Consider the following 18384-nt stretch of genomic DNA (forward strand, 5'->3'; position numbering starts at 1 on the left):
GCAAGGGGAAGCCTTAGACAGCTGCCCAGACAGCTGAAATGGACTCGCGATCAATGTTCGACACGATGACAGTAACCAAGGCCGCCGCAGGCCTGTTCGGCACATTCCTGGTGCTGCTTCTGGCCAAGTGGGGGGCGGATGTCCTCTATTCTTCCGGTGGCCATGGCTCGGCTGAGGCCGCCTACATTATCGAAACCGAAAGCTCAGGCGAAAGCGCCGACGGTGAAGAAGTGGTCTTTGAGGACCTGCTGGCCGCCGCAGACGTCGAGAGCGGCGCAAAAGTGTTCCGCAAATGCACCGCGTGCCACAAGCTGGAAGACGGCGCAAACGGCACCGGCCCTTACCTGTACGGTGTGGTTAATCGCCCCGTCGCCTCGGCCAACGGCTTCACCGGTTACTCGGCCGGTATGCAGGCGCATGGCGGCAACTGGACACCCGAAGCGCTGGATGCCTTCCTGACCAAGCCCGGCGGCTATATCTCGGGCACATCGATGAGCTTTGCCGGCCTGAAAAAGCCGCAGGATCGCGCCGACGTGATTGCCTATCTGCAGACAATCGGCAACTGATTGCCTGACCGATCAGAACCATTCAAAGCCGCTGCCGCAACGCAGCGGCTTTTTTGTCTGAAGAAACCTTCACAAAGTGCTCACGCATTCTAAACTTGAATCTGCACGTGCTGGCACTTTAGCTAGCGGTTACGACATTGACGGTGACAATGACCGAGAGGATGAGCAATATGATATCCCTGATGCCTGCTGCACGTGATCTTGAGGTAAGGCCATGGGTTGGCATTTTGGGGCTCTGCGCCGCTCTGATTGCTCCGCATGCAGCACAGGCGCTGGATGAAGGCGTCACCCGCAGTCACGGGTATTCGTATTTCGGAAATCTGGATTACCCGGCGGATTATTCGCATCTGAATTATGTGAATCCCGACGCCCCCAAGGGTGGCGAGCTTTCGCTGGCAGCCTCTGGAACGTTCGATTCCCTCAACCCCTATTCGCGAAAGGGGCGCGCCGGTGCGCTGACCACATTGCAATATGATCGCCTGTTTGAAAGTGCCGAAGACAGTGTCGGGCAGTATTACGGTGTAGTTGCGGAAAGTCTGGAATATGACGAAGGGCGCAATTACGTCATTTTCCATTTGCGCCCCGAAGCAACTTTTTGGGATGGCACGCCGGTCACGGCGGAAGATGTTGTCTACAGCCACCGTTTGTTCATCGAACAGGGCCTGCCGTCTTATGCGCAGGCCGTTGGCCGTATGGTGACAGGAGCCGAGGCGTTGGATGACCATACCGTAAAATTTACCTTCAATCCCGAAGTCACGCGCCGCAGCCTGATCGAAACCGTCGGCTCAACTCCTGTTTTCTCAAAAGCATGGTTCGAGGCGGATGAGACACGGCGATTGGATGAACCGCGGCTGGAAGTGGCGGTGGGCTCTGGCCCCTACAAGCTCGACAGCTACGACATCAATCGCCGCATCGTTTACAAACGCCGGGACGATTATTGGGGCAAGGACCTGCCTTTCAATGTCGGGCGCAACAACTTTGATACAATCCGGGTTGAGTATTTCGCCGATCAAACGGCGGCTTTCGAGGGTTTCAAGGCGGGTGAATACACATTCCGGATCGAAAGTGATCCCAAGCTTTGGGCGACCGGGTATGATTTCCCAAAGTTGGATGAAGGCACAGTTATTCGGGATGAGATCGCGGATGGCAGCCCGCCGACACCTTCGGGCTTTGTCTTCAACCTTGGAAAGCCGCAATTTGCCGACAAGAATGTTCGCAAGGCCCTGGCCCTGGCCTTCAATTTCGAATGGACGAACGAGTCATTGTTGTTCGGCCTGAACACGCCGCGGGATTCTTTCACGCAAGGAACCCCGATCGAGGCGCAAGGCCTGCCCGAAGGGGCGGAGCTGGCGTTCCTGCAGGCGCTTGGCGACGTTGTTCCCGAAGATGTCCTGACGGAACCCGCTGTTGTGGCGCACGAATCAAACCCTGCACGCCTGAATGACCGAAAAAACCTGCGCAAAGCTGCCAACATGCTGGATGAGGCAGGCTGGTCCGTCGGCGAAGGCAATATTCGTCGCAATGCCGAAGGGCAGACTTTGAAGGTGAATATTCCATATCCTTCAAACCTGCCGACCTCGACTGCAACGATGATCGAAACCTATGTCCAGAACCTGCAATCCATCGGGGTGGATGCCTCGACCGAGAAAGTGGATCCGGCGCAATACACGTTGCGCAGCCGCGAGCGGGATTATGACATGGTCTATTCCACGCGCTACGGATCGTTCTTGTCTACCGGGGGCGGTCTGAGCCAGATGTACGGATCGGAAGAAGCGGCCTTTAGCCTGTTCAATCCGGCAGGTCTGGCCAGTCCCTTGGTCGACGCAATCATCGAAGCGTCCTTTGAGACTGACAATCAGGCCGATCAGGACACGGCGTTGATGGCTTTGGATCGCGCCTTGCGGTACGAGTTTTTCGTAATCCCCGTGGGATACATCGCAGAATACTGGACAGCATATTACGATATGTACGAATACCCGGAAAACCTGCCGCCCTATTCGCTGGGTTATCTTGATCTGTGGTGGATCAATCCGGAAAAACAGGCTGCGTTGAAAGCGAAAGGCGCGCTGCGATAACATGGGCGCCTATATACTAAGACGCTTATTGCTGATCATTCCGACCCTTCTGGGTATCATGATCGTCAACTTCACGCTGGTCCAGTTCGTACCTGGCGGGCCGGTCGAACAGATCATCGCGCAAATCGAAGGTCAGGGTGACGTGTTCGCCGGGTTCGCCGGTGGGGGCGACGCCGGAGCGGGTTCCGAACCGGCGGGCGGTGTCTTCGACGACAAATATGTCGGCGCACGCGGCCTTCCGCCCGAGTTTATTGCTGAGCTGGAAAAAGAATTCGGCTTCGACAAGCCCCCGCTTGAACGGTTCCTGATCATGATGGGCAACTATCTGACGTTTGATTTCGGCGAGAGTTATTTCCGCTCGATCAGTGTGATCGACCTGGTGCTAGAAAAGATGCCGGTCTCGATCTCGCTGGGGCTGTGGTCGACCCTGATTGCCTATCTGGTCTCGATCCCGCTGGGTATTCGAAAGGCGGTCAAGGATGGATCGCAATTCGATACCTGGACAAGCGGGGCGATTATTGTGGCCTATGCTATTCCGGGCTTTCTGTTTGCGATCCTGCTGCTGGTGCTTTTTGCTGGCGGGTCATACTGGCAAATCTTCCCGCTGCGCGGCCTGACGTCGGACAATTGGGATAGCCTGAGTTTCTTTGGCAAGATCACGGATTATTTCTGGCACATAGCACTGCCGACGATTGCGCTGACGATATCTGCCTTTGCGACGCTGACCCTGCTGACCAAGAACTCGTTTCTGGATGAGATCAAGAAACAGTATGTCATGACCGCCCGTGCCAAAGGGCTGAGCGAGCGCAAGGTTCTCTATGGTCATGTCTTCCGCAACGCGATGCTGATCGTGATTGCAGGGTTCCCGGCCGTGTTCATCGGGGTGTTTTTTGGCGGGTCGATCATCATCGAGACGATCTTCTCGCTGGATGGTTTGGGCCGATTGGGGTTCGAGGCCGCCGTGGCCCGCGATTACCCGGTGATCTTCGGCACGCTGTTCATCTTCGGTCTGATGGGGCTGGTCGTTGGCATCATCAGCGACCTGATGTATGTGCTGGTCGACCCGCGCATCGATTTTGAAAAGCGGGAGGGGTAAATGGCTTTTTCCCCGCTAAACCAGCGCCGCTGGAGCAATTTCCGCCGCAACAGACGGGCCTTCTGGTCGCTGATCATCTTCGCGGTATTGTTCGGCCTGTCGTTGTTTGCCGAGTTCATCGCCAACGACAAACCCATCCTTGTAAAGTATCGGGGAGAGTACTTTACGCCGGTTTTCAACTTCTATGCCGAAACCGAATTTGGCGGTGATTTCCAGACCGAAGCGATCTATCGCGACCCCGAGGTTCAGTGCCTTATCGACAGCGGTGGATTGGAAGACTGTTTCGACGATCCCGAAGGCATCATCGAACAGATCGACGCCGGTACATTCCAGGCCGAGGGTTTTGAACGCGGCTGGTCGCTCTGGCCGTTGATCCCCTATTCCTTCAATACCTCGGTGGATCGGCCCGGCGCGGCGCCCCTGCCGCCCAACGGCCAGAACCTGCTGGGTACCGATGATACCAAGCGCGACGTGCTGGCCCGCGTGATTTACGGCTTTCGCCTTTCGATCCTGTTCACGCTGCTTGTGACGGGCGCGGCAAGCCTTATCGGGATTTTCGCGGGCGCCATACAAGGGTTCTTTGGTGGGTGGCTGGACCTGATCTTTCAGCGGATCATCGAGATCTGGTCCGCAACCCCGTCGCTTTATGTCATCATCATCATGTTTGCGGTGCTGGGGCGAAGTTTCTGGTTGCTGGTCGCGCTGATGATCCTGTTCAGCTGGACCGGGCTGGTTGGCGTGGTGCGCGCCGAGTTCTTGCGGGCGCGGAACCTTGAATATGTGCGCGCCGCGCGGGCGCTGGGCGTGGGCAACATGACGATCATGTTCCGCCATATGCTGCCCAATGCGATGGTGGCCACGCTGACCTTCATGCCGTTCATCGTCACCGGAACCATCGGCGGGCTGGCTTCGCTGGATTATCTGGGCTTTGGCCTGCCATCCTCGGCCCCCTCGCTGGGAGAGCTGACCTTGCAGGCCAAGCAGAACCTGCAGGCCCCATGGCTGGCCTTCACCGCCTTCTTCACCTTTGCCATCATGCTGTCGCTGCTGGTCTTCATATTCGAAGGCGTGCGCGATGCGTTTGATCCCAGAAAGACCTTCTCATGAGCTTGCTGGATGTGAAAAACCTCAAGGTCTCGTTCCGTCAGGATGGGCAGATCAACGCGGCGGTCAAAGGCGTGTCCTTCACCGTGGACCGCGGTGAAACCGTCGCGCTGGTGGGTGAATCCGGATCAGGAAAATCCGTGACGGCGTTATCGACCGTTTCCCTGCTGGGCGACAGCGCCTTGGTCGAAGGCTCGGTCACCTATGACGGGCAAGAGATGATTGGCGCCTCGGAACAGCGTCTGATGGATGTGCGGGGCAACGACATCAGCTTTATCTTTCAAGAGCCGATGACGTCGCTGAACCCTTTGCACACGATCCAGAAACAGATGGCTGAATCGCTGGCCCTGCATCAGGGTGTGGCTGGCGATGTGGCACGGGACAGGATTGTCGAATTGCTGACCAAGGTCGGTATCCGCGATCCTCAAGACCGGCTGGACAGCTATCCGCATCAGTTGTCAGGCGGTCAGCGGCAGCGGGTGATGATCGCCATGGCCCTTGCCAACAAACCGGACATCCTGATCGCGGATGAGCCGACAACGGCACTGGATGTGACCATTCAGGCGCAGATCCTCGAGCTGCTGGCTGAATTGCAGAAATCGGAAAACATGGGGATGCTGTTTATCACTCATGATCTGGGCATCGTGCGCCGCATCGCCGACCGGGTCTGTGTGATGAAAGACGGCGAGATTGTCGAGACCGGCGTGACGGCCGAGATATTCGAAAACCCGCAGCACCCCTATACCCGCAAACTACTGGCGGCAGAACCGTCGGGTCAGCCTGAACCCGTTGCCACAGATGCGGAAGAGGTCGCACGCACCGACCACCTTAAGGTCTGGTTCCCGATCCAGCGCGGGTTTCTGAAGCGTACGGTTGGATATGTGAAAGCAGTGAACGACGCGACCCTCAGTGTGCGCGCGGGTGAGACGTTGGGGATTGTTGGTGAAAGCGGGTCGGGCAAGACCACACTGGCACTGGCCATGATGCGGCTGATCGCGTCCGAGGGTGGCATCACCTTTCGCGATCAGGACGTGCGCAAATGGTCCACGCGGGAACTGCGGCGGTTGCGCAAGGACATGCAGATTGTGTTTCAGGACCCGTTTGGCAGCCTCAGCCCACGAATGACCTGCCAGCAGATCATTGCAGAAGGTCTGGCCATTCACAACGTCGACCCGGACCGCGCACCGCGTGAACTTGTGGCCGAGGTGATGACCGAAGTGGGGCTTGATCCGGCGACGATGGATCGATACCCGCACGAGTTTTCCGGCGGTCAGCGTCAGCGCATCGCCATTGCCCGCGCGATGGTTCTGCGGCCCAAACTGCTGGTCTTGGACGAGCCGACCAGCGCGCTGGATATGACCGTTCAGGTTCAGATCGTCGATCTGCTGCGCAATCTGCAACAGAAATACGGGCTGGCCTATCTGTTCATCAGCCATGACCTGAAAGTGGTCCGGGCCATGTCGCACAACGTGGTCGTCATGCGCAACGGCGATGTGGTCGAAATGGGCGCGGCCGAGGATTTGTTCGAAAATGCCCAGACCGACTATACCCGCGAATTGATCGCAGCGGCGGGCTGAGAACAGCCCGCCCGGTGTCGCGCGTCAGGCGCTGGCTTTTTCCCGTGCAGATGACTGGGGCACAGGCCCGCGCAGTTCCTCGTAGTGATCAAAGCTCAGCTTGACCCACCCGGTCCCGCGCGTGGCACTGGCAAGGGTGCGGTGCAGTTCGTCCTCGGCAACGGCGGGCAACTGGGCGTTGAATATCTCCCAGCCCGTCGCATTCGGGTTGCCCTCAAATCCCAGAACCTGCCCCTGAAGGGTGCTGATCGTTGGTACGAGATCGCCCACAAAGGCCGAGGGTAAGTGTATCTCGGCGCTCAGGATCGGTTGCAGGACCACAGGTTTGGCTTGCGGCAATGCCTCGCGCACGGCGTTCTTGCCTGCGGTCCGGAAGGCATAATCCGAACTGTCCACATTGTGGTGTTTGCCATCGCTCAGGGTCACTTTGACATCAACCACGGGAAAGCCCTCGGGGCCTTGTTCCAATGCGTCCTTGGCCCCGTGTTCCACCGACGGGATGTAGTTCTTGGGAACGGCACCGCCCTTGACCACTTCATCGAACTGGAACCCCGATCCGCGCGGCAAAGGCGCGACCGAAATCACCACATCTGCAAATTGCCCCGCACCGCCGGACTGTTTGCGATGGCGATGGCGATGCTCAACCGTTGCGCGGATGGTTTCACGATAGGCGGTTTCCACCTGTTCCGCCTCGATCTCGATCCCGAAATCCTCGGCCAGTTTGGCGGTCACGCGGCGCATGTGCTGCGGACCCTGCGAGCCCAGAATCGAATGACCGCTCATCTCATCCTGTTGCAGGTGCAGGCCCGGATCGATTTCGGCCAGACGGCTCAGGGCGTTTGACAGGCGCACATCGTCCCGCTCATGCGCGGGCGAGACGACCTGACGATGCGCAACCGGATGAGACGACGCCCATTCCGGCAGTTCCGTCGCAGAAGAACTGTCATAAATGTATCCGGGGTTGAGGTGATCGGATTTGACCGCCAGTCCGATCTGCCCAGCCTCCAGCGTGGCGATCTGGGTCTTGGCGTCCAGAGTTGTCAGGTTGCCGACCGTTTCACCGCCCAACGCCTCATGCGCTTTTACCCCGTCCCCAAGGCCGCGCAGAACGATGATCTTTCCGATATGCTTTTTGACATCCGCAAAGCCAGCAATGGCACGGGCGCTTTCGGCGGCCTCGTCCCGTCCGGCAGCAATATCAAACTCGGGGGCCTCATGACGCAGCGCTTTCATCAGGCGCGTCAGCCCGTTGCCGTGGCTTGCGGCGCCCAGACAAGCGGGGATCAACTGATGATTCTGTAGAACTTGCGCGGCCAGCTCATAAACCTCATCGCTTGGGGGCTGTTTGTCTTCGATCAACTGTTCCAGCAGGTGATCATCGAAATCGGAAAGCGTCTCAAGCAACTCGGTCCGGGCTTCCTGCTCGCGATCCTCGACAGATTTGGGCAGCTCAATCAGGGCCGACGGCTGGCCCTCCTGATACTTCCACGCCCGTTCCGAGATCAGATCGACCGCGCCGATGATCGTGTCGCCCTCGCGGATCGGAACCTGACGCAGGGCGATGTGGTGCGTGCAATAGGTTTGCAGCGCCGCGATGATGTCGCGGATGCGGCCATTGGGGTTATCCATGCGGTTGATGAAAAGAAAACAGGGAATGCCCGCCTCTTCCACCAGCCGAAGATAGGGCGCACACAGCACGGCGGCATTTGGATCGGGTGGTACCACGATAACGGCAGCATCCGAGATTGCCATGGCAGGGCCGACATAAGCGAGGGAATCGCCACCCCCATCCACGTCGATCGCGCACCAGGGCTCGTCCAGGTAAGAAAAACCGTGCAAGTGCACGGTTCCGGAAACATCGAATGTGGTCGGGCGCCCGTCGAGGCGGCTGATGGCCTCGACCAGGGTAGATTTGCCCGACTGGCTGGGCCCGAGGACGGTGAATACGCGCATGAGTGTTGTCCCTCTTTCAGGTTGCAGAATGGCTGCACGAAAAGGGCCATCCGACGCAGTCGCGTCAGCTAGGACTGTCTGTAATTTGCCCGCCTCAGGCCGCAGGGCGAAACATCACCCCACAGCTTGAGTGTGGGAAAAACCGCAGGCGTGCGTCAAGCCCCCGATGTGTTTTGTGCTTTCCGGGCTGAATGTTGCCCGCAAAAAGAGAGGTCAGATCGCCGAGCTGTGCCCGGCTTTGCTGAGGTCGTATGCGTCAAAGCTGCGGGCAACCATCCGGGTCAGCGCGCGCGCCTCGGGGGGGATAAACAGCCCCTCGTCGCTGATTTGCAGCAGCCCGTCGAATGAGGCGTTGGCAGCGCGATACATGTCGTTCAGCGCTGCGACCGAGATATCGTGATCGCGCAGGATTTCAGCCGAATCGATCCGGAAATCGCACATCAGCGCTTCGATCAGACGGGCGCGCAGAATATCCTGACCTTTGAACAGGTGCCCGCGGGATGTCGAAAACTGCCCGTTGCGAATGGCCTTGGTATGAGCAGACGTAGCCGGGGCATTCTGCGCATAGCCTTGTGGAAAGCGCGAGATCGAGCTGGCCCCGACACCGATCAGAACATCGGCCAGGTCGTCGGTATAACCCTGGAAGTTCCGCTTCAGACGACCCGCGCGCAGGGCATGGGTCAGCCCGTCATCCTGCGTGGCAAAATGGTCGATGCCGATCTCGGCGTAGTTGTCCCACAGGAACAGGCGGCGGGCGGTGTCGAACAGTTCCAGCCGTTGTTCGGGCGTTGGCAGTGCGTCCGACGGGATCAGCTGCTGCCGTTTGGCCATCCACGGCACATGGGCATACCCATAAAGCGCCACGCGGTCCGGGCTGAGCGACAGAAGCTTCTGCACGCTTTCCGTCATCCGGGCCTTTGTCTGGTGTGGCAGCCCGTAAAGGATGTCCGCATTCAGGCTGGCAATGCCACGTGCGCGGATCATGTCGATTGCATCGCGCGTGGTATCGTAGCTTTGAATGCGGCCAATGGTTTTCTGGATTTCATCGTCGAAATCCTGCACCCCGATCGAGGCGCGGTTCATGCCTGCCTCTGCCAGCGCATCCAGACGTGCCTCGTCAATCTCGTTCGGATCGATTTCAACCGAGAATTCGGCATCCGGCCCCATGGGGACGATCCCCAGAATGTGCTGAGCCAGATCGCGCATCAGCTGGGCATTCAGCAACGTTGGCGTACCGCCGCCCCAGTGCAGGCGCGACAGGACCACACCCGCGGGCAGACGCGCCGCCAGCAGGTCCAGCTCGGCTTTCAGAACATCCACATAGGCAATCACCGGATTGTCGGTTTGTGTGCCTTGCGTTCTGCAGGCGCAAAACCAGCACAGCCTGCGGCAGAACGGGACGTGGATATAAAGGGATATGGCGCTGCCGGGTTTGATTCCCGAAATCCAGTCGCCAAACATGTCCGCCCCCACGTCATTGTTGAAATGGGGCGCTGTGGGATAGCTTGTGTAACGCGGTACTTTCGCGTCAAAAAGTCCAAGCTTTGCCAATTGTGGTTTCACTATCATGACGATACCCTTAGGGGGCAGGCGACTTAGGTGCTTTGACGGAGATCAAGTGGAAACGCAGATGACAATAAAAGCACAGTTCGATCACTCAAATTGCGAAGACTGCCCGATACGACATCGCGCGGTCTGCGCCCGCTGTGACGCGGACGAGCTGGAAGCGCTTGACGGCATTAAATATTACCGCAGTTTCGAAGCGGGTCAGACCATCATCTGGTCGGGCGACCAGATGAACTTCGTCGGCTCGGTCGTATCGGGAATCGCATCGCTGACGCAAACCATGGAAGACGGGCGCACCCAGATGGTCGGTCTGCTTCTGCCCAGCGATTTCGTCGGTCGCCCGGGGCGCGACGTTGCGCCTTACGATGTGCAGGCGACAACGGATGTCGTGATGTGCTGTTTCCGCAAGAAACCATTCGAAGAGCTGATGGACGAAACGCCTCACATCGCGCATCGCCTGCTGCAGATGACATTGGACGAGCTTGACGCCGCCCGCGAATGGATGCTGGTTCTGGGTCGCAAGACAGCGCGCGAAAAGATTGCCAGCCTGATTTCGATCATTGCCCGGCGGGATGCGTCGATTGGTCAAAAGGGCCTGTCGGGACCGATCGTGTTCGATCTGCCCCTGACCCGAGAAGCCATGGCGGATTATCTGGGACTTACGCTTGAGACGGTCAGCCGCCAGATTTCAGCTCTGAAAAAGGACGGTTTGATCTTACTGGAAGGCAAACGTCACGTGACCATCCCCGATCTTGGGCGGCTCATGGAAGAAGCAGGCGACGATTCCGATGGCGGGTTTCTGGTCTGACCAGTCTTTCGTTCGGCAGAATTCGCTTACCGCGACTATCCGGTCGGTGCACGTACTAACATAGGAGTGTGGCATGGGGTTCAGCAGTCTGTTGGCAATGCTGTTCATTGGCGCAATCGCCGGATGGCTTTCGGGAAAGATCATGGAAGGCCGTGGGTTCGGCCTGATCGGCAACATCATCGTCGGCATCGTAGGTGCGTTCCTGTCAGGCATGATCTTTCCGGCGCTTGGTTTTTCCGTTGGAGGGGGCCTGCTGTCGTCGATCCTTTTCGCGACAATTGGGGCCGTGATCCTGTTGTTCCTGATCGGCCTCATCCGCCGGGGGTGAAAAAAGCCGCCTGTCGAGGCGGCTTTTTAACTTGATTGGATCAGTGCGCCAGGAACACCGGAACCGAGGATTGTTCCAGCATGTTCCGGGTCGCCCCTCCCAGAATGGCTTCGCGAAAGCGGGAATGGCCATAAGCGCCCATCACGATCATGTCCGATTCGGTATCCGTCGCGTGGCGATTAAGGATATCCGAGACTCGGGTCATGGTCTTGCTGAGCACGTCGATCTCGCATTTGACACCATGACGGGCCAGCATCTGGGACAGCATCCCACCCGGGTCTGACCGGTCCGGCCCATGCTGTGGCGGGTCGATGACCACAATACGGACGATCTCGGCCTGTTTGAGGAAGGGCAGGGCCCGCCGGATGGCGCACATGGCCTCGACGCTTTCGTTCCAGGCGATCATGATGTTGCCCGGCGCTTTCAATGGCGCGCCGCTGTCGGGAACTACAAGAACCGGGCAATGTCCTTCGAACATGGCCGCTTCGATAATGGGTTCGGCCTCGGCCCCCCGACCATCACCATACGGATGCGGCAGGATCACAAGGTCGGAAAACCGGGCCCGGTGCGCGACGTGGCGCCCGATATCGGCAATTTGTGCAACGCCGTGTTCGGCGGACCAACGCACACCGGATTTGCCGAGATAGTCATTGGCAAAGGCCAGCAAATCCTTTGCCTCGGCATTGGCCCGGTTCAGCGTTTCCTGAACGATCAAAGCATTGGCACCCGCATAATAGTAACCTGTCTGACTGCGATCGACGCCCAGACACAGGACTTCGGCATGGGCATCCTGAGCCTCAGCCAGGGCCACAATCTGCGCCAAAGCAGCCTGTGCGGTCTGCGTTTCGGTCATGACTGTGAGAAGAGATTTGTACGCCATTTTGACCTCATGTTTCGGGCAATTGGTCTCATGTGACCTGTTAGCCCTTTTCTACTACCATGCGTGTCATAGAAAACGCTGGACTGTCTTGATACAGATCAAAGCAATGAAGGTGGCCGTGCTTCAGAACGGCAGCCAGTCAAATGGGTTTCGCGCGTCATAAGAATCAAAAGCGCGCGGGGCATGGCAAAGGGACGCAATATGTCGAATTACATCAAGCTGATCGTGCTTGGTCTGATCGCGCTGTTTGCAGCGATCGGAACCAATTATGCACGCGATTTGGCGTATCAGGTACATGCGCTGCTGGTGATGCTCATCGCCGGTGGCCTGTTCATCTGGACGCTTCGAAACACTGACGAGCCAGGTAATCAGATCGACCGCTCGGGCGAATACATGGATGGCGTGATCCGCTATGGCGTGATCGCAACTGCCTTCTGGGGCGTGATCGGGTTCCTCGCCGGGACCTTTATCGCGTTTCAGCTGGCGTTTCCGGTACTGAACTTCGAATGGGCGCAGGGTTATCTGAACTTTGGTCGTTTGCGTCCGTTGCACACCTCGGCAGTCATTTTTGCCTTTGGCGGTAACGCATTGATCGCAACCTCGTTCTACGTGGTTCAGCGTACCAGCGCGGCGCGGCTTTGGGGCGGAAACCTCGCGTGGTTCGTGTTCTGGGGCTATCAGCTGTTCATCGTGCTGGCCGCAACCGGTTATGTGCTGGGCGGAACGCAGTCCAAGGAATATGCCGAACCAGAATGGTATGTCGATCTGTGGCTGACCATTGTTTGGGTCGCCTATCTGGCTGTCTACCTGGGTACGATCATCAAGCGGAAAGAACCCCACATCTATGTGGCCAACTGGTTCTATCTGGCCTTTATCGTCACCGTCGCCATGCTGCATCTGGTCAACAACATGACCATCCCGGTCAGCATCTGGGGTTCGAAATCGGTCATCGTCTGGTCAGGCGTGCAGGATGCCATGATCCAGTGGTGGTATGGCCACAACGCTGTGGGCTTCTTCCTGACCGCGGGTTTCCTGGGCATGATGTACTATTTCATCCCGAAACAGGCCGAACGTCCGGTGTTTTCCTACAAGCTGTCGATCATCCACTTCTGGGCGCTGATCTTCCTGTATATCTGGGCCGGTCCACACCACCTGCACTATACCGCGCTGCCTGACTGGGCGTCGACGCTGGGCATGGTGTTCTCGGTGATCCTGTGGATGCCGTCCTGGGGTGGTATGATCAACGGTCTGATGACCCTGTCGGGGGCCTGGGACAAGCTGCGCACCGATCCGATCATCCGCATGATGGTCATCTCGGTCGGCTTCTACGGCATGTCCACCTTTGAAGGTCCGATGATGTCGATCCGTGCTGTGAACAGTCTCAGCCACTACACCGACTGGACCATTGGTCACGTGCATTCTGGCGCGCTGGGCTGGAACGGCATGATCACTTTTGGTGCGCTGTACTTCCTGGTGCCTGTCCTGTGGAAGCGCGAGCGTCTGTACTCGCTGCAAATGGTCAGCTGGCACTTCTGGCTCGCCACGATCGGCATCGTGCTTTATGCCGCGTCGATGTGGGTCACCGGTATCATGGAAGGCCTGATGTGGCGTGAAGTGGATGCAAACGGCTTCCTGGTGAACTCGTTCGCTGACACCGTGGCCGCCAAGTTCCCGATGTATGTGGTGCGTGCTCTGGGTGGCGTGATGTTCGTCGCTGGCGCCGTGATCATGTGCTACAACCTGTGGATGACTGTGCGGAAAGCGCCGGCCAAAGAGGCCAGCCTGACCGTCGCGGTCCCGGCTGAATAGAGGGAGGGCCGGAGCAATGGCAATTCTCGACAAACATAAGATCCTCGAGACCAACGCGACCCTCCTGCTGATCTTCAGCTTTCTGGTCGTGACCATCGGTGGCCTAGTGCAGATCACCCCGCTGTTCTATCTTGAGAACACCATCGAGAAGGTGGAGGGCATGCGCCCTTACACCCCTCTCGAAATGGCAGGGCGTGAGATCTACATCCGCGAAGGCTGCTATGTCTGTCACAGCCAGATGATCCGCCCGATGCGGGACGAGGTCGAGCGCTATGGCCACTACTCGCTGGCGGCTGAATCGATGTATGACCACCCGTTCCAGTGGGGATCAAAGCGTACCGGGCCTGATCTGGCGCGTGTCGGTGGCCGCTATTCGGATCAGTGGCAGATGGACCACCTGCGCAACCCGCAGTCTGTGGTGCCTGAATCGGTGATGCCGAAATACGGCTTCCTCGAACATCGCAAGATCGACGGCAAGTATATCGGTGACATCATGGCGACCAATGCGGTTGTCGGCACCCCCTATACCGACGAGATGCTGGAAAACGCGGTTGCCGATTTCAGCGCGCAGGCCGATCCTGACAGTGACTACGACGGTCTGCTCGAGCGGTACGGTGACAAGGTTAACGTGCGCAACTTCGATGGTCAGCCTGAACTGACCGAAGCCGATGCGCTGATCGCCTATCTGCAAATGCTGGGTACGCTGGTCGATTTCTCGACCTTTACCCCGGATGCAAGCCGTTAACAGGAGGGTGTGATGGAAGAATACACACTTCTTCGACAGTTCGCGGATAGCTGGATGCTGCTTGTGTTGTTTGTCTTCTTCGTTGGCATCGTGATCTGGGTTTTCCGCCCCGGTGCCAGCAAGGAATACAAGGACACCGCCAACATCCCCTTCCGGCACCAAGACAAACCCGCCACACCCAAGGAGGCGCGGCAATGAGCAAGACACCTGATAAACAGCCGGGCGATCCTAATACAACCGGGCACAGCTGGGACGGAATCGAGGAATTCGACAACCCCATGCCGCGCTGGTGGCTATGGACCTTCTACGCCACCATCTTCTGGGGCGTGATCTATACGATCATGTTTCCGGCCTGGCCCCTGGTCCATGGCGCGACAGCCGGTGTGCTGGGATGGTCAACCCGTGAAAACGTACAGCAGGACATGGTTGCCTTCGAAGAGGCAAACGCGCCCTGGAACGCCAAGCTGGTGGAAACTTCGCTGGAAGACATCTCTAAGGATGCAGAGCTTCAGCAATATGCCGTGAACTCGGGCGGTGCGGTGTTCCGGACCTGGTGCGCACAATGCCATGGTTCGGGTGCGCAGGGTGCGCCGGGTTTCCCGAACCTGCTGGATGATGCCTGGCTGTGGGGCGGAACGCTGGACGACATCGTCTACACCGTCAGCTACGGTGTCCGGAACGAAGAAAGCGACGATGCGCGCTATTCCGAGATGCCGGCATTTGGCGAAATCCTCGAACACGACGAAATCACGCAGGTGGTCCAGTACGTCATGTCGCTGAGCAATGCCCAGACCGACGATGCGGCAGCGCAGGCAGGCAAAGTTGTCTTCGAAGACAACTGCGCGGCCTGCCACGGCGAGGATGGCACAGGTGATATCTTCCAGGGTGCGCCGAACCTGACTGACGCGATCTGGCTTTACGGTGGCAGCGAAGAAACGCTGACGGAAACCGTAACTTACAGCCGCTTTGGCGTCATGCCGAACTGGGATACCCGCCTGACCGAGGCGCAGATTCGCGCCGTATCTGCCTATGTCCACCAGTTGGGCGGCGGTCAGTAAAATATAAAGAACACCTTCGGGCGGTTCGCCGCCCGAAGGCTGGGGCACCGGCTGTTCCATCTGTTCGCGCGTTTCCTGAACAGCCGGTGCTTTTTTCCAACAATAAGGCCACTTAAACCTGTGGTCCAGATTCAGGTTTACTGTTCCCTGCGTCAAAAGTTGCTCGGATCCACCTCGCGCGGGTTTTTAATCCACCAATGACCTTCCGGCAGCCAACGGCGTTTGTGGCGACCCGGCTTTGGCGCATCGCGAATATGCGGTGCATTGATCCGGGTTGCGGTCATGAAAGATCTGGCAAAAACAGTCAGCATGGTTGGTCTCCTCTGCATGGGTATCTCTGCAATAAAGATTGACCTTTGAGGTGCTGAATGCGACTCAAATACCATTCCATGGTGTAAGTCAGGGTTACATATGAATTGGTTGTCGCTTCCCCCGTTGGCCGCGCTGAGGGCGTTTGCGGCATTTTCTGAGAAGCGCAATGTGGTTGAAGCTGGGGCTGCGCTAAACGTAAGCCATGCGGCGATTAGCCAACAGTTGCGCGTACTTGAGAAACATCTGGGTGCTGCCTTGCTGGATCGAACCGGCAAAGCCCTGACCCTGACCGCCGATGGTGAACACCTGGCCCGAGCCCTGCAACTGGGGTTTGGCGCGATCGAGGCGGCAGTGGGGGATTTGGCGCGGTCTGGTCAGGATCGCCCGGTCCACGTGTCGCTGACATCCTCTTTTGCAGCCTCATGGCTGATGCCGCGCCTACCGGCCTTTCGCGATACCCACCCCGAGGTGAACCTGATCCTTGATCCCACCGCGGAAATTGTCGAACTGCGACCGGGTGGGATCGATATTGCCATTCGGTACGGCCCCGGCGGTTGGACCGGTGTGCAATCTGAAATGCTGTTGCAGTCGCCCGTGGTCATCGTCGCCGCCCCGAAACTGCTGGGGGAAAAGACATCATGGACCCCGACCGAACTGGCCCAGCTCCCCTGGCTTGAGGAAATCGGCACCACCGAGGCGACGACCTGGCTGGCCGAACACGGTGCCGGTCCTGAACGCGGTGCGGGTCGAACCGAGCTGCCGGGAAACCTGGTACTGGACGGACTGAGGGCCGGGCAGGGGGTCACTGTCACAGTGCGACATTTCGTCGAGCCTGACATTAAGGCCGGTCGCATCGTTGAGCTTTATGCAGAGCCGGATACGCGCGGTTACCATATTGTGACGCCAAATTCGGCACTTAGACCCGCAGTAAAGACATTTGTGACGTGGTTGAGGCGTCAGGCTCGGGAAATGTGATAAAAGGTGTCTGTACGATGCGCGTTTTGACCCATGTCAAAGTTGCTATGCGCGTGATCTGGAAGAACACACACTCAGAAGAGCCAGTACCGGAGCCAGCCTGTGAGCGATTCCAACCCCACCCCCAGCCTATACGCCGCACGAGAACCGATCTTTCCGAGACGCGTTTCCGGGCCATTTCGGAACCTGAAATGGATCATCCTTATCGTGACACTGGGCATTTACTATGTAACGCCCTGGATCAGATGGGATCGCGGCCCCAGCCTGCCGGATCAGGCCGTGCTGCTGGATCTGGCAAACCGGCGCTTCTATTTCTTCTGGATCGAAATCTGGCCGCACGAGTTCTATTTCGTGGCGGGCCTGCTGATCATGGCGGGGCTGGGTCTGTTTCTGTTCACATCTGCACTTGGGCGGGTCTGGTGCGGTTATGCCTGCCCGCAAACGGTCTGGACTGACCTTTTCATTCTGGTCGAGCGCTGGATCGAAGGCGACAGGAACGCCCGTCTGCGCCTGCATCGTCAGGAAAAGCTGGATTTCCGCAAGGCGCGGCTCCGGGTGACGAAATGGGTAACCTGGTTCCTGATCGGTCTGGCCACCGGCGGCGCCTGGGTGTTTTATTTTGCGGATGCGCCGACGCTGCTCCGCGATCTTGTGACGGGTAACGCACATCCCATCGCTTACACGACGATGCTGGTTCTGACTGGTACGACCTTCTTTTTCGGCGGGTTCGCCCGCGAACAGATTTGTATCTACGCGTGTCCTTGGCCGCGCATTCAGGCCGCGATGATGGATGAAGACACGCTGGTCGTAGGATACCGCGAATGGCGTGGTGAGCCGCGCGGCAAAGGCAAGCGGACAGCCGATTCAGAGTTGGGGGATTGCATCGACTGCATGGCCTGCGTGAATGTCTGCCCTGTCGGAATCGATATCCGGGATGGTCAGCAGCTTGAATGTATCACCTGTGCCCTGTGTATCGACGCGTGTGATGACATGATGGCCAAGATCGGCAAACCACGCGGGCTGATCGACTATATGGCGCTCAGCGACGAGCCGCGCGAACGCGCAGGCCAGCCGCCCAAGAATATCTGGAAGCATATCTTCCGGCCCCGCACGATCCTGTACACCTCGTTGTGGTCACTGGTGGGGTTTGCGCTGTTGTTCGCCCTGTTCATTCGCTCTGACATCGATCTGACCGTAGCGCCCGTGCGCAACCCGACCTTTGTCACCCTGTCAGACGGCACCATTCGGAACACCTATGATGTCAGACTGCGCAACAAGCACGGCGAGGACCGCCTGTTCAAATTGTCTCTGGCGGGCGATCCGTCGATGCGACTGGAAATCGAGGGAACCAAGATCGATACTGTGAATGTCACGGCGGATACGGCACAATTGACCCGTGTATACATCGTGGCATCCCGTGACAGCGGTCCGGCGGCAGCAGAAGCGACACCAGTGCGGATCTGGGTCGAAGACCTCAGCAGCGGCGAACGCGCTTACAAAGACACCACGTTCAACGGACGGGGGAACTGATC

The 18384-nt window shown here is 58.2% G+C and carries 17 protein-coding genes; 13 read left to right on the forward strand and 4 right to left on the reverse strand.

Translation table 11 applies throughout. From position 1 onward, the window contains the following. Positions 1 to 53: 53 nt before the first annotated feature. The 5 genes from ACR0ES_RS17895 (at position 54) to ACR0ES_RS17915 (ending at position 6418) form a co-directional block, all read left to right on the forward strand. On the forward strand, positions 54 to 566 hold the full coding sequence (locus tag ACR0ES_RS17895; protein ID WP_480538875.1) for a c-type cytochrome: 513 nt from the start codon (positions 54 to 56) through the stop codon (positions 564 to 566). Between the two features lie 170 nt (positions 567 to 736). After that, a complete protein-coding gene (locus tag ACR0ES_RS17900; RefSeq protein ID WP_480774314.1) occupies positions 737 to 2641 on the forward strand; it encodes an extracellular solute-binding protein in 1905 nt (634 codons plus the stop codon). A 1-nt stretch (position 2642) separates the two neighbouring features. Beyond that, a complete protein-coding gene (locus ACR0ES_RS17905) occupies positions 2643 to 3737 on the forward strand; it encodes a microcin C ABC transporter permease YejB (RefSeq protein ID WP_209507735.1) in 1095 nt (364 codons plus the stop codon). Then, entirely contained in the window at positions 3738 to 4844 is a 1107-nt protein-coding gene (locus ACR0ES_RS17910; RefSeq protein WP_480488877.1) for an ABC transporter permease, read from the forward strand. It abuts the gene before it with no gap. Beyond that, positions 4841 to 6418, forward strand: coding sequence for an ABC transporter ATP-binding protein (locus tag ACR0ES_RS17915; protein WP_480774315.1), 1578 nt, complete (start codon positions 4841 to 4843; stop codon positions 6416 to 6418). The genes ACR0ES_RS17910 and ACR0ES_RS17915 overlap by 4 nt, the downstream gene beginning before the upstream one ends. 24 nt (positions 6419 to 6442) lie before the next feature. Here the strand turns inward: ACR0ES_RS17915 and ACR0ES_RS17920 are convergent, their stop codons facing one another. Both ACR0ES_RS17920 and hemN read right to left on the reverse strand, forming a co-directional pair. Then, on the reverse strand, positions 6443 to 8371 hold the full coding sequence (locus ACR0ES_RS17920; protein WP_480774316.1) for an elongation factor G: 1929 nt from the start codon (positions 8369 to 8371) through the stop codon (positions 6443 to 6445). Between the two features lie 213 nt (positions 8372 to 8584). Then, positions 8585 to 9940 carry an oxygen-independent coproporphyrinogen III oxidase gene (hemN, locus tag ACR0ES_RS17925; protein WP_209598280.1) on the reverse strand — a complete coding sequence of 452 codons (1356 nt, stop codon included), beginning with the start codon at positions 9938 to 9940 and terminating at the stop codon, positions 8585 to 8587. A gap of 61 nt (positions 9941 to 10001) precedes the next feature. On the opposite strand from hemN, the gene fnrL reads away from it, so the two are divergent. Next, complete coding sequence (gene fnrL, locus ACR0ES_RS17930; protein WP_267363531.1) at positions 10002 to 10745, forward strand: transcriptional regulator FnrL; 744 nt, start codon at positions 10002 to 10004, stop codon at positions 10743 to 10745. Positions 10746 to 10818: 73 nt separating this feature from the next. After that, positions 10819 to 11073: a GlsB/YeaQ/YmgE family stress response membrane protein gene (locus ACR0ES_RS17935; protein WP_209507747.1), complete on the forward strand. Its 255-nt coding sequence runs from the start codon at positions 10819 to 10821 to the stop codon at positions 11071 to 11073. A gap of 40 nt (positions 11074 to 11113) precedes the next feature. Here ACR0ES_RS17935 and ACR0ES_RS17940 read toward each other — a convergent pair whose 3' ends face one another. Next, a complete protein-coding gene (locus ACR0ES_RS17940) occupies positions 11114 to 11953 on the reverse strand; it encodes a universal stress protein (RefSeq protein ID WP_480538845.1) in 840 nt (279 codons plus the stop codon). Positions 11954 to 12154: 201 nt separating this feature from the next. Here ACR0ES_RS17940 and ccoN point away from each other — a divergent pair, with 201 nt between their 5' ends. The 4 genes from ccoN to ccoP are packed head-to-tail and all read left to right on the forward strand — an operon-like array spanning position 12155 to position 15565. Then, a complete protein-coding gene (ccoN, locus tag ACR0ES_RS17945; protein ID WP_480484687.1) occupies positions 12155 to 13762 on the forward strand; it encodes a cytochrome-c oxidase, cbb3-type subunit I in 1608 nt (535 codons plus the stop codon). A gap of 16 nt (positions 13763 to 13778) precedes the next feature. Further along, complete coding sequence (gene ccoO, locus ACR0ES_RS17950) at positions 13779 to 14507, forward strand: cytochrome-c oxidase, cbb3-type subunit II (RefSeq protein ID WP_480484688.1); 729 nt, start codon at positions 13779 to 13781, stop codon at positions 14505 to 14507. A gap of 12 nt (positions 14508 to 14519) precedes the next feature. Continuing rightward, entirely contained in the window at positions 14520 to 14705 is a 186-nt protein-coding gene (locus ACR0ES_RS17955) for a cbb3-type cytochrome c oxidase subunit 3 (protein ID WP_267363526.1), read from the forward strand. Further along, complete coding sequence (ccoP, locus tag ACR0ES_RS17960; RefSeq protein WP_480484689.1) at positions 14702 to 15565, forward strand: cytochrome-c oxidase, cbb3-type subunit III; 864 nt, start codon at positions 14702 to 14704, stop codon at positions 15563 to 15565. The genes ACR0ES_RS17955 and ccoP overlap by 4 nt, the downstream gene beginning before the upstream one ends. Positions 15566 to 15717: 152 nt before the next feature. On the opposite strand, the gene ACR0ES_RS17965 is transcribed toward ccoP, so the two are convergent. Beyond that, entirely contained in the window at positions 15718 to 15876 is a 159-nt protein-coding gene (locus tag ACR0ES_RS17965) for a hypothetical protein (RefSeq protein WP_480488890.1), read from the reverse strand. Between the two features lie 100 nt (positions 15877 to 15976). On the opposite strand from ACR0ES_RS17965, the gene ACR0ES_RS17970 reads away from it, so the two are divergent. Continuing rightward, a complete protein-coding gene (locus ACR0ES_RS17970; RefSeq protein ID WP_480547339.1) occupies positions 15977 to 16852 on the forward strand; it encodes a LysR family transcriptional regulator in 876 nt (291 codons plus the stop codon). 102 nt (positions 16853 to 16954) lie between these two features. Next, on the forward strand, positions 16955 to 18382 hold the full coding sequence (gene ccoG / locus ACR0ES_RS17975) for a cytochrome c oxidase accessory protein CcoG (protein ID WP_480871445.1): 1428 nt from the start codon (positions 16955 to 16957) through the stop codon (positions 18380 to 18382). The last annotated feature ends 2 nt before the right edge of the window (positions 18383 to 18384 follow it).

The sequence above is a fragment of the Ruegeria sp. N7 genome, assembly GCF_056531345.1.

What these genes read in the sequence shown, in the direction of transcription:
- ACR0ES_RS17895 (WP_480538875.1), top strand. Translation starts at nt 54, where the DNA reads ATGTTCGACACGATGACAGTAACCAAGGCCGCCGCAGGCCTGTTCGGC.
- ACR0ES_RS17900 (WP_480774314.1), top strand. Translation starts at nt 737, where the DNA reads ATGATATCCCTGATGCCTGCTGCACGTGATCTTGAGGTAAGGCCATGG.
- ACR0ES_RS17905 (WP_209507735.1), top strand. Translation starts at nt 2,643, where the DNA reads ATGGGCGCCTATATACTAAGACGCTTATTGCTGATCATTCCGACCCTT.
- ACR0ES_RS17910 (WP_480488877.1), top strand. Translation starts at nt 3,738, where the DNA reads ATGGCTTTTTCCCCGCTAAACCAGCGCCGCTGGAGCAATTTCCGCCGC.
- ACR0ES_RS17915 (WP_480774315.1), top strand. Translation starts at nt 4,841, where the DNA reads ATGAGCTTGCTGGATGTGAAAAACCTCAAGGTCTCGTTCCGTCAGGAT.
- ACR0ES_RS17920 (WP_480774316.1), bottom strand. Translation starts at nt 8,371, where the DNA reads ATGCGCGTATTCACCGTCCTCGGGCCCAGCCAGTCGGGCAAATCTACC.
- hemN (WP_209598280.1), bottom strand. Translation starts at nt 9,940, where the DNA reads ATGATAGTGAAACCACAATTGGCAAAGCTTGGACTTTTTGACGCGAAA.
- fnrL (WP_267363531.1), top strand. Translation starts at nt 10,002, where the DNA reads ATGACAATAAAAGCACAGTTCGATCACTCAAATTGCGAAGACTGCCCG.
- ACR0ES_RS17935 (WP_209507747.1), top strand. Translation starts at nt 10,819, where the DNA reads ATGGGGTTCAGCAGTCTGTTGGCAATGCTGTTCATTGGCGCAATCGCC.
- ACR0ES_RS17940 (WP_480538845.1), bottom strand. Translation starts at nt 11,953, where the DNA reads ATGGCGTACAAATCTCTTCTCACAGTCATGACCGAAACGCAGACCGCA.
- ccoN (WP_480484687.1), top strand. Translation starts at nt 12,155, where the DNA reads ATGTCGAATTACATCAAGCTGATCGTGCTTGGTCTGATCGCGCTGTTT.
- ccoO (WP_480484688.1), top strand. Translation starts at nt 13,779, where the DNA reads ATGGCAATTCTCGACAAACATAAGATCCTCGAGACCAACGCGACCCTC.
- ACR0ES_RS17955 (WP_267363526.1), top strand. Translation starts at nt 14,520, where the DNA reads ATGGAAGAATACACACTTCTTCGACAGTTCGCGGATAGCTGGATGCTG.
- ccoP (WP_480484689.1), top strand. Translation starts at nt 14,702, where the DNA reads ATGAGCAAGACACCTGATAAACAGCCGGGCGATCCTAATACAACCGGG.
- ACR0ES_RS17965 (WP_480488890.1), bottom strand. Translation starts at nt 15,876, where the DNA reads ATGCTGACTGTTTTTGCCAGATCTTTCATGACCGCAACCCGGATCAAT.
- ACR0ES_RS17970 (WP_480547339.1), top strand. Translation starts at nt 15,977, where the DNA reads ATGAATTGGTTGTCGCTTCCCCCGTTGGCCGCGCTGAGGGCGTTTGCG.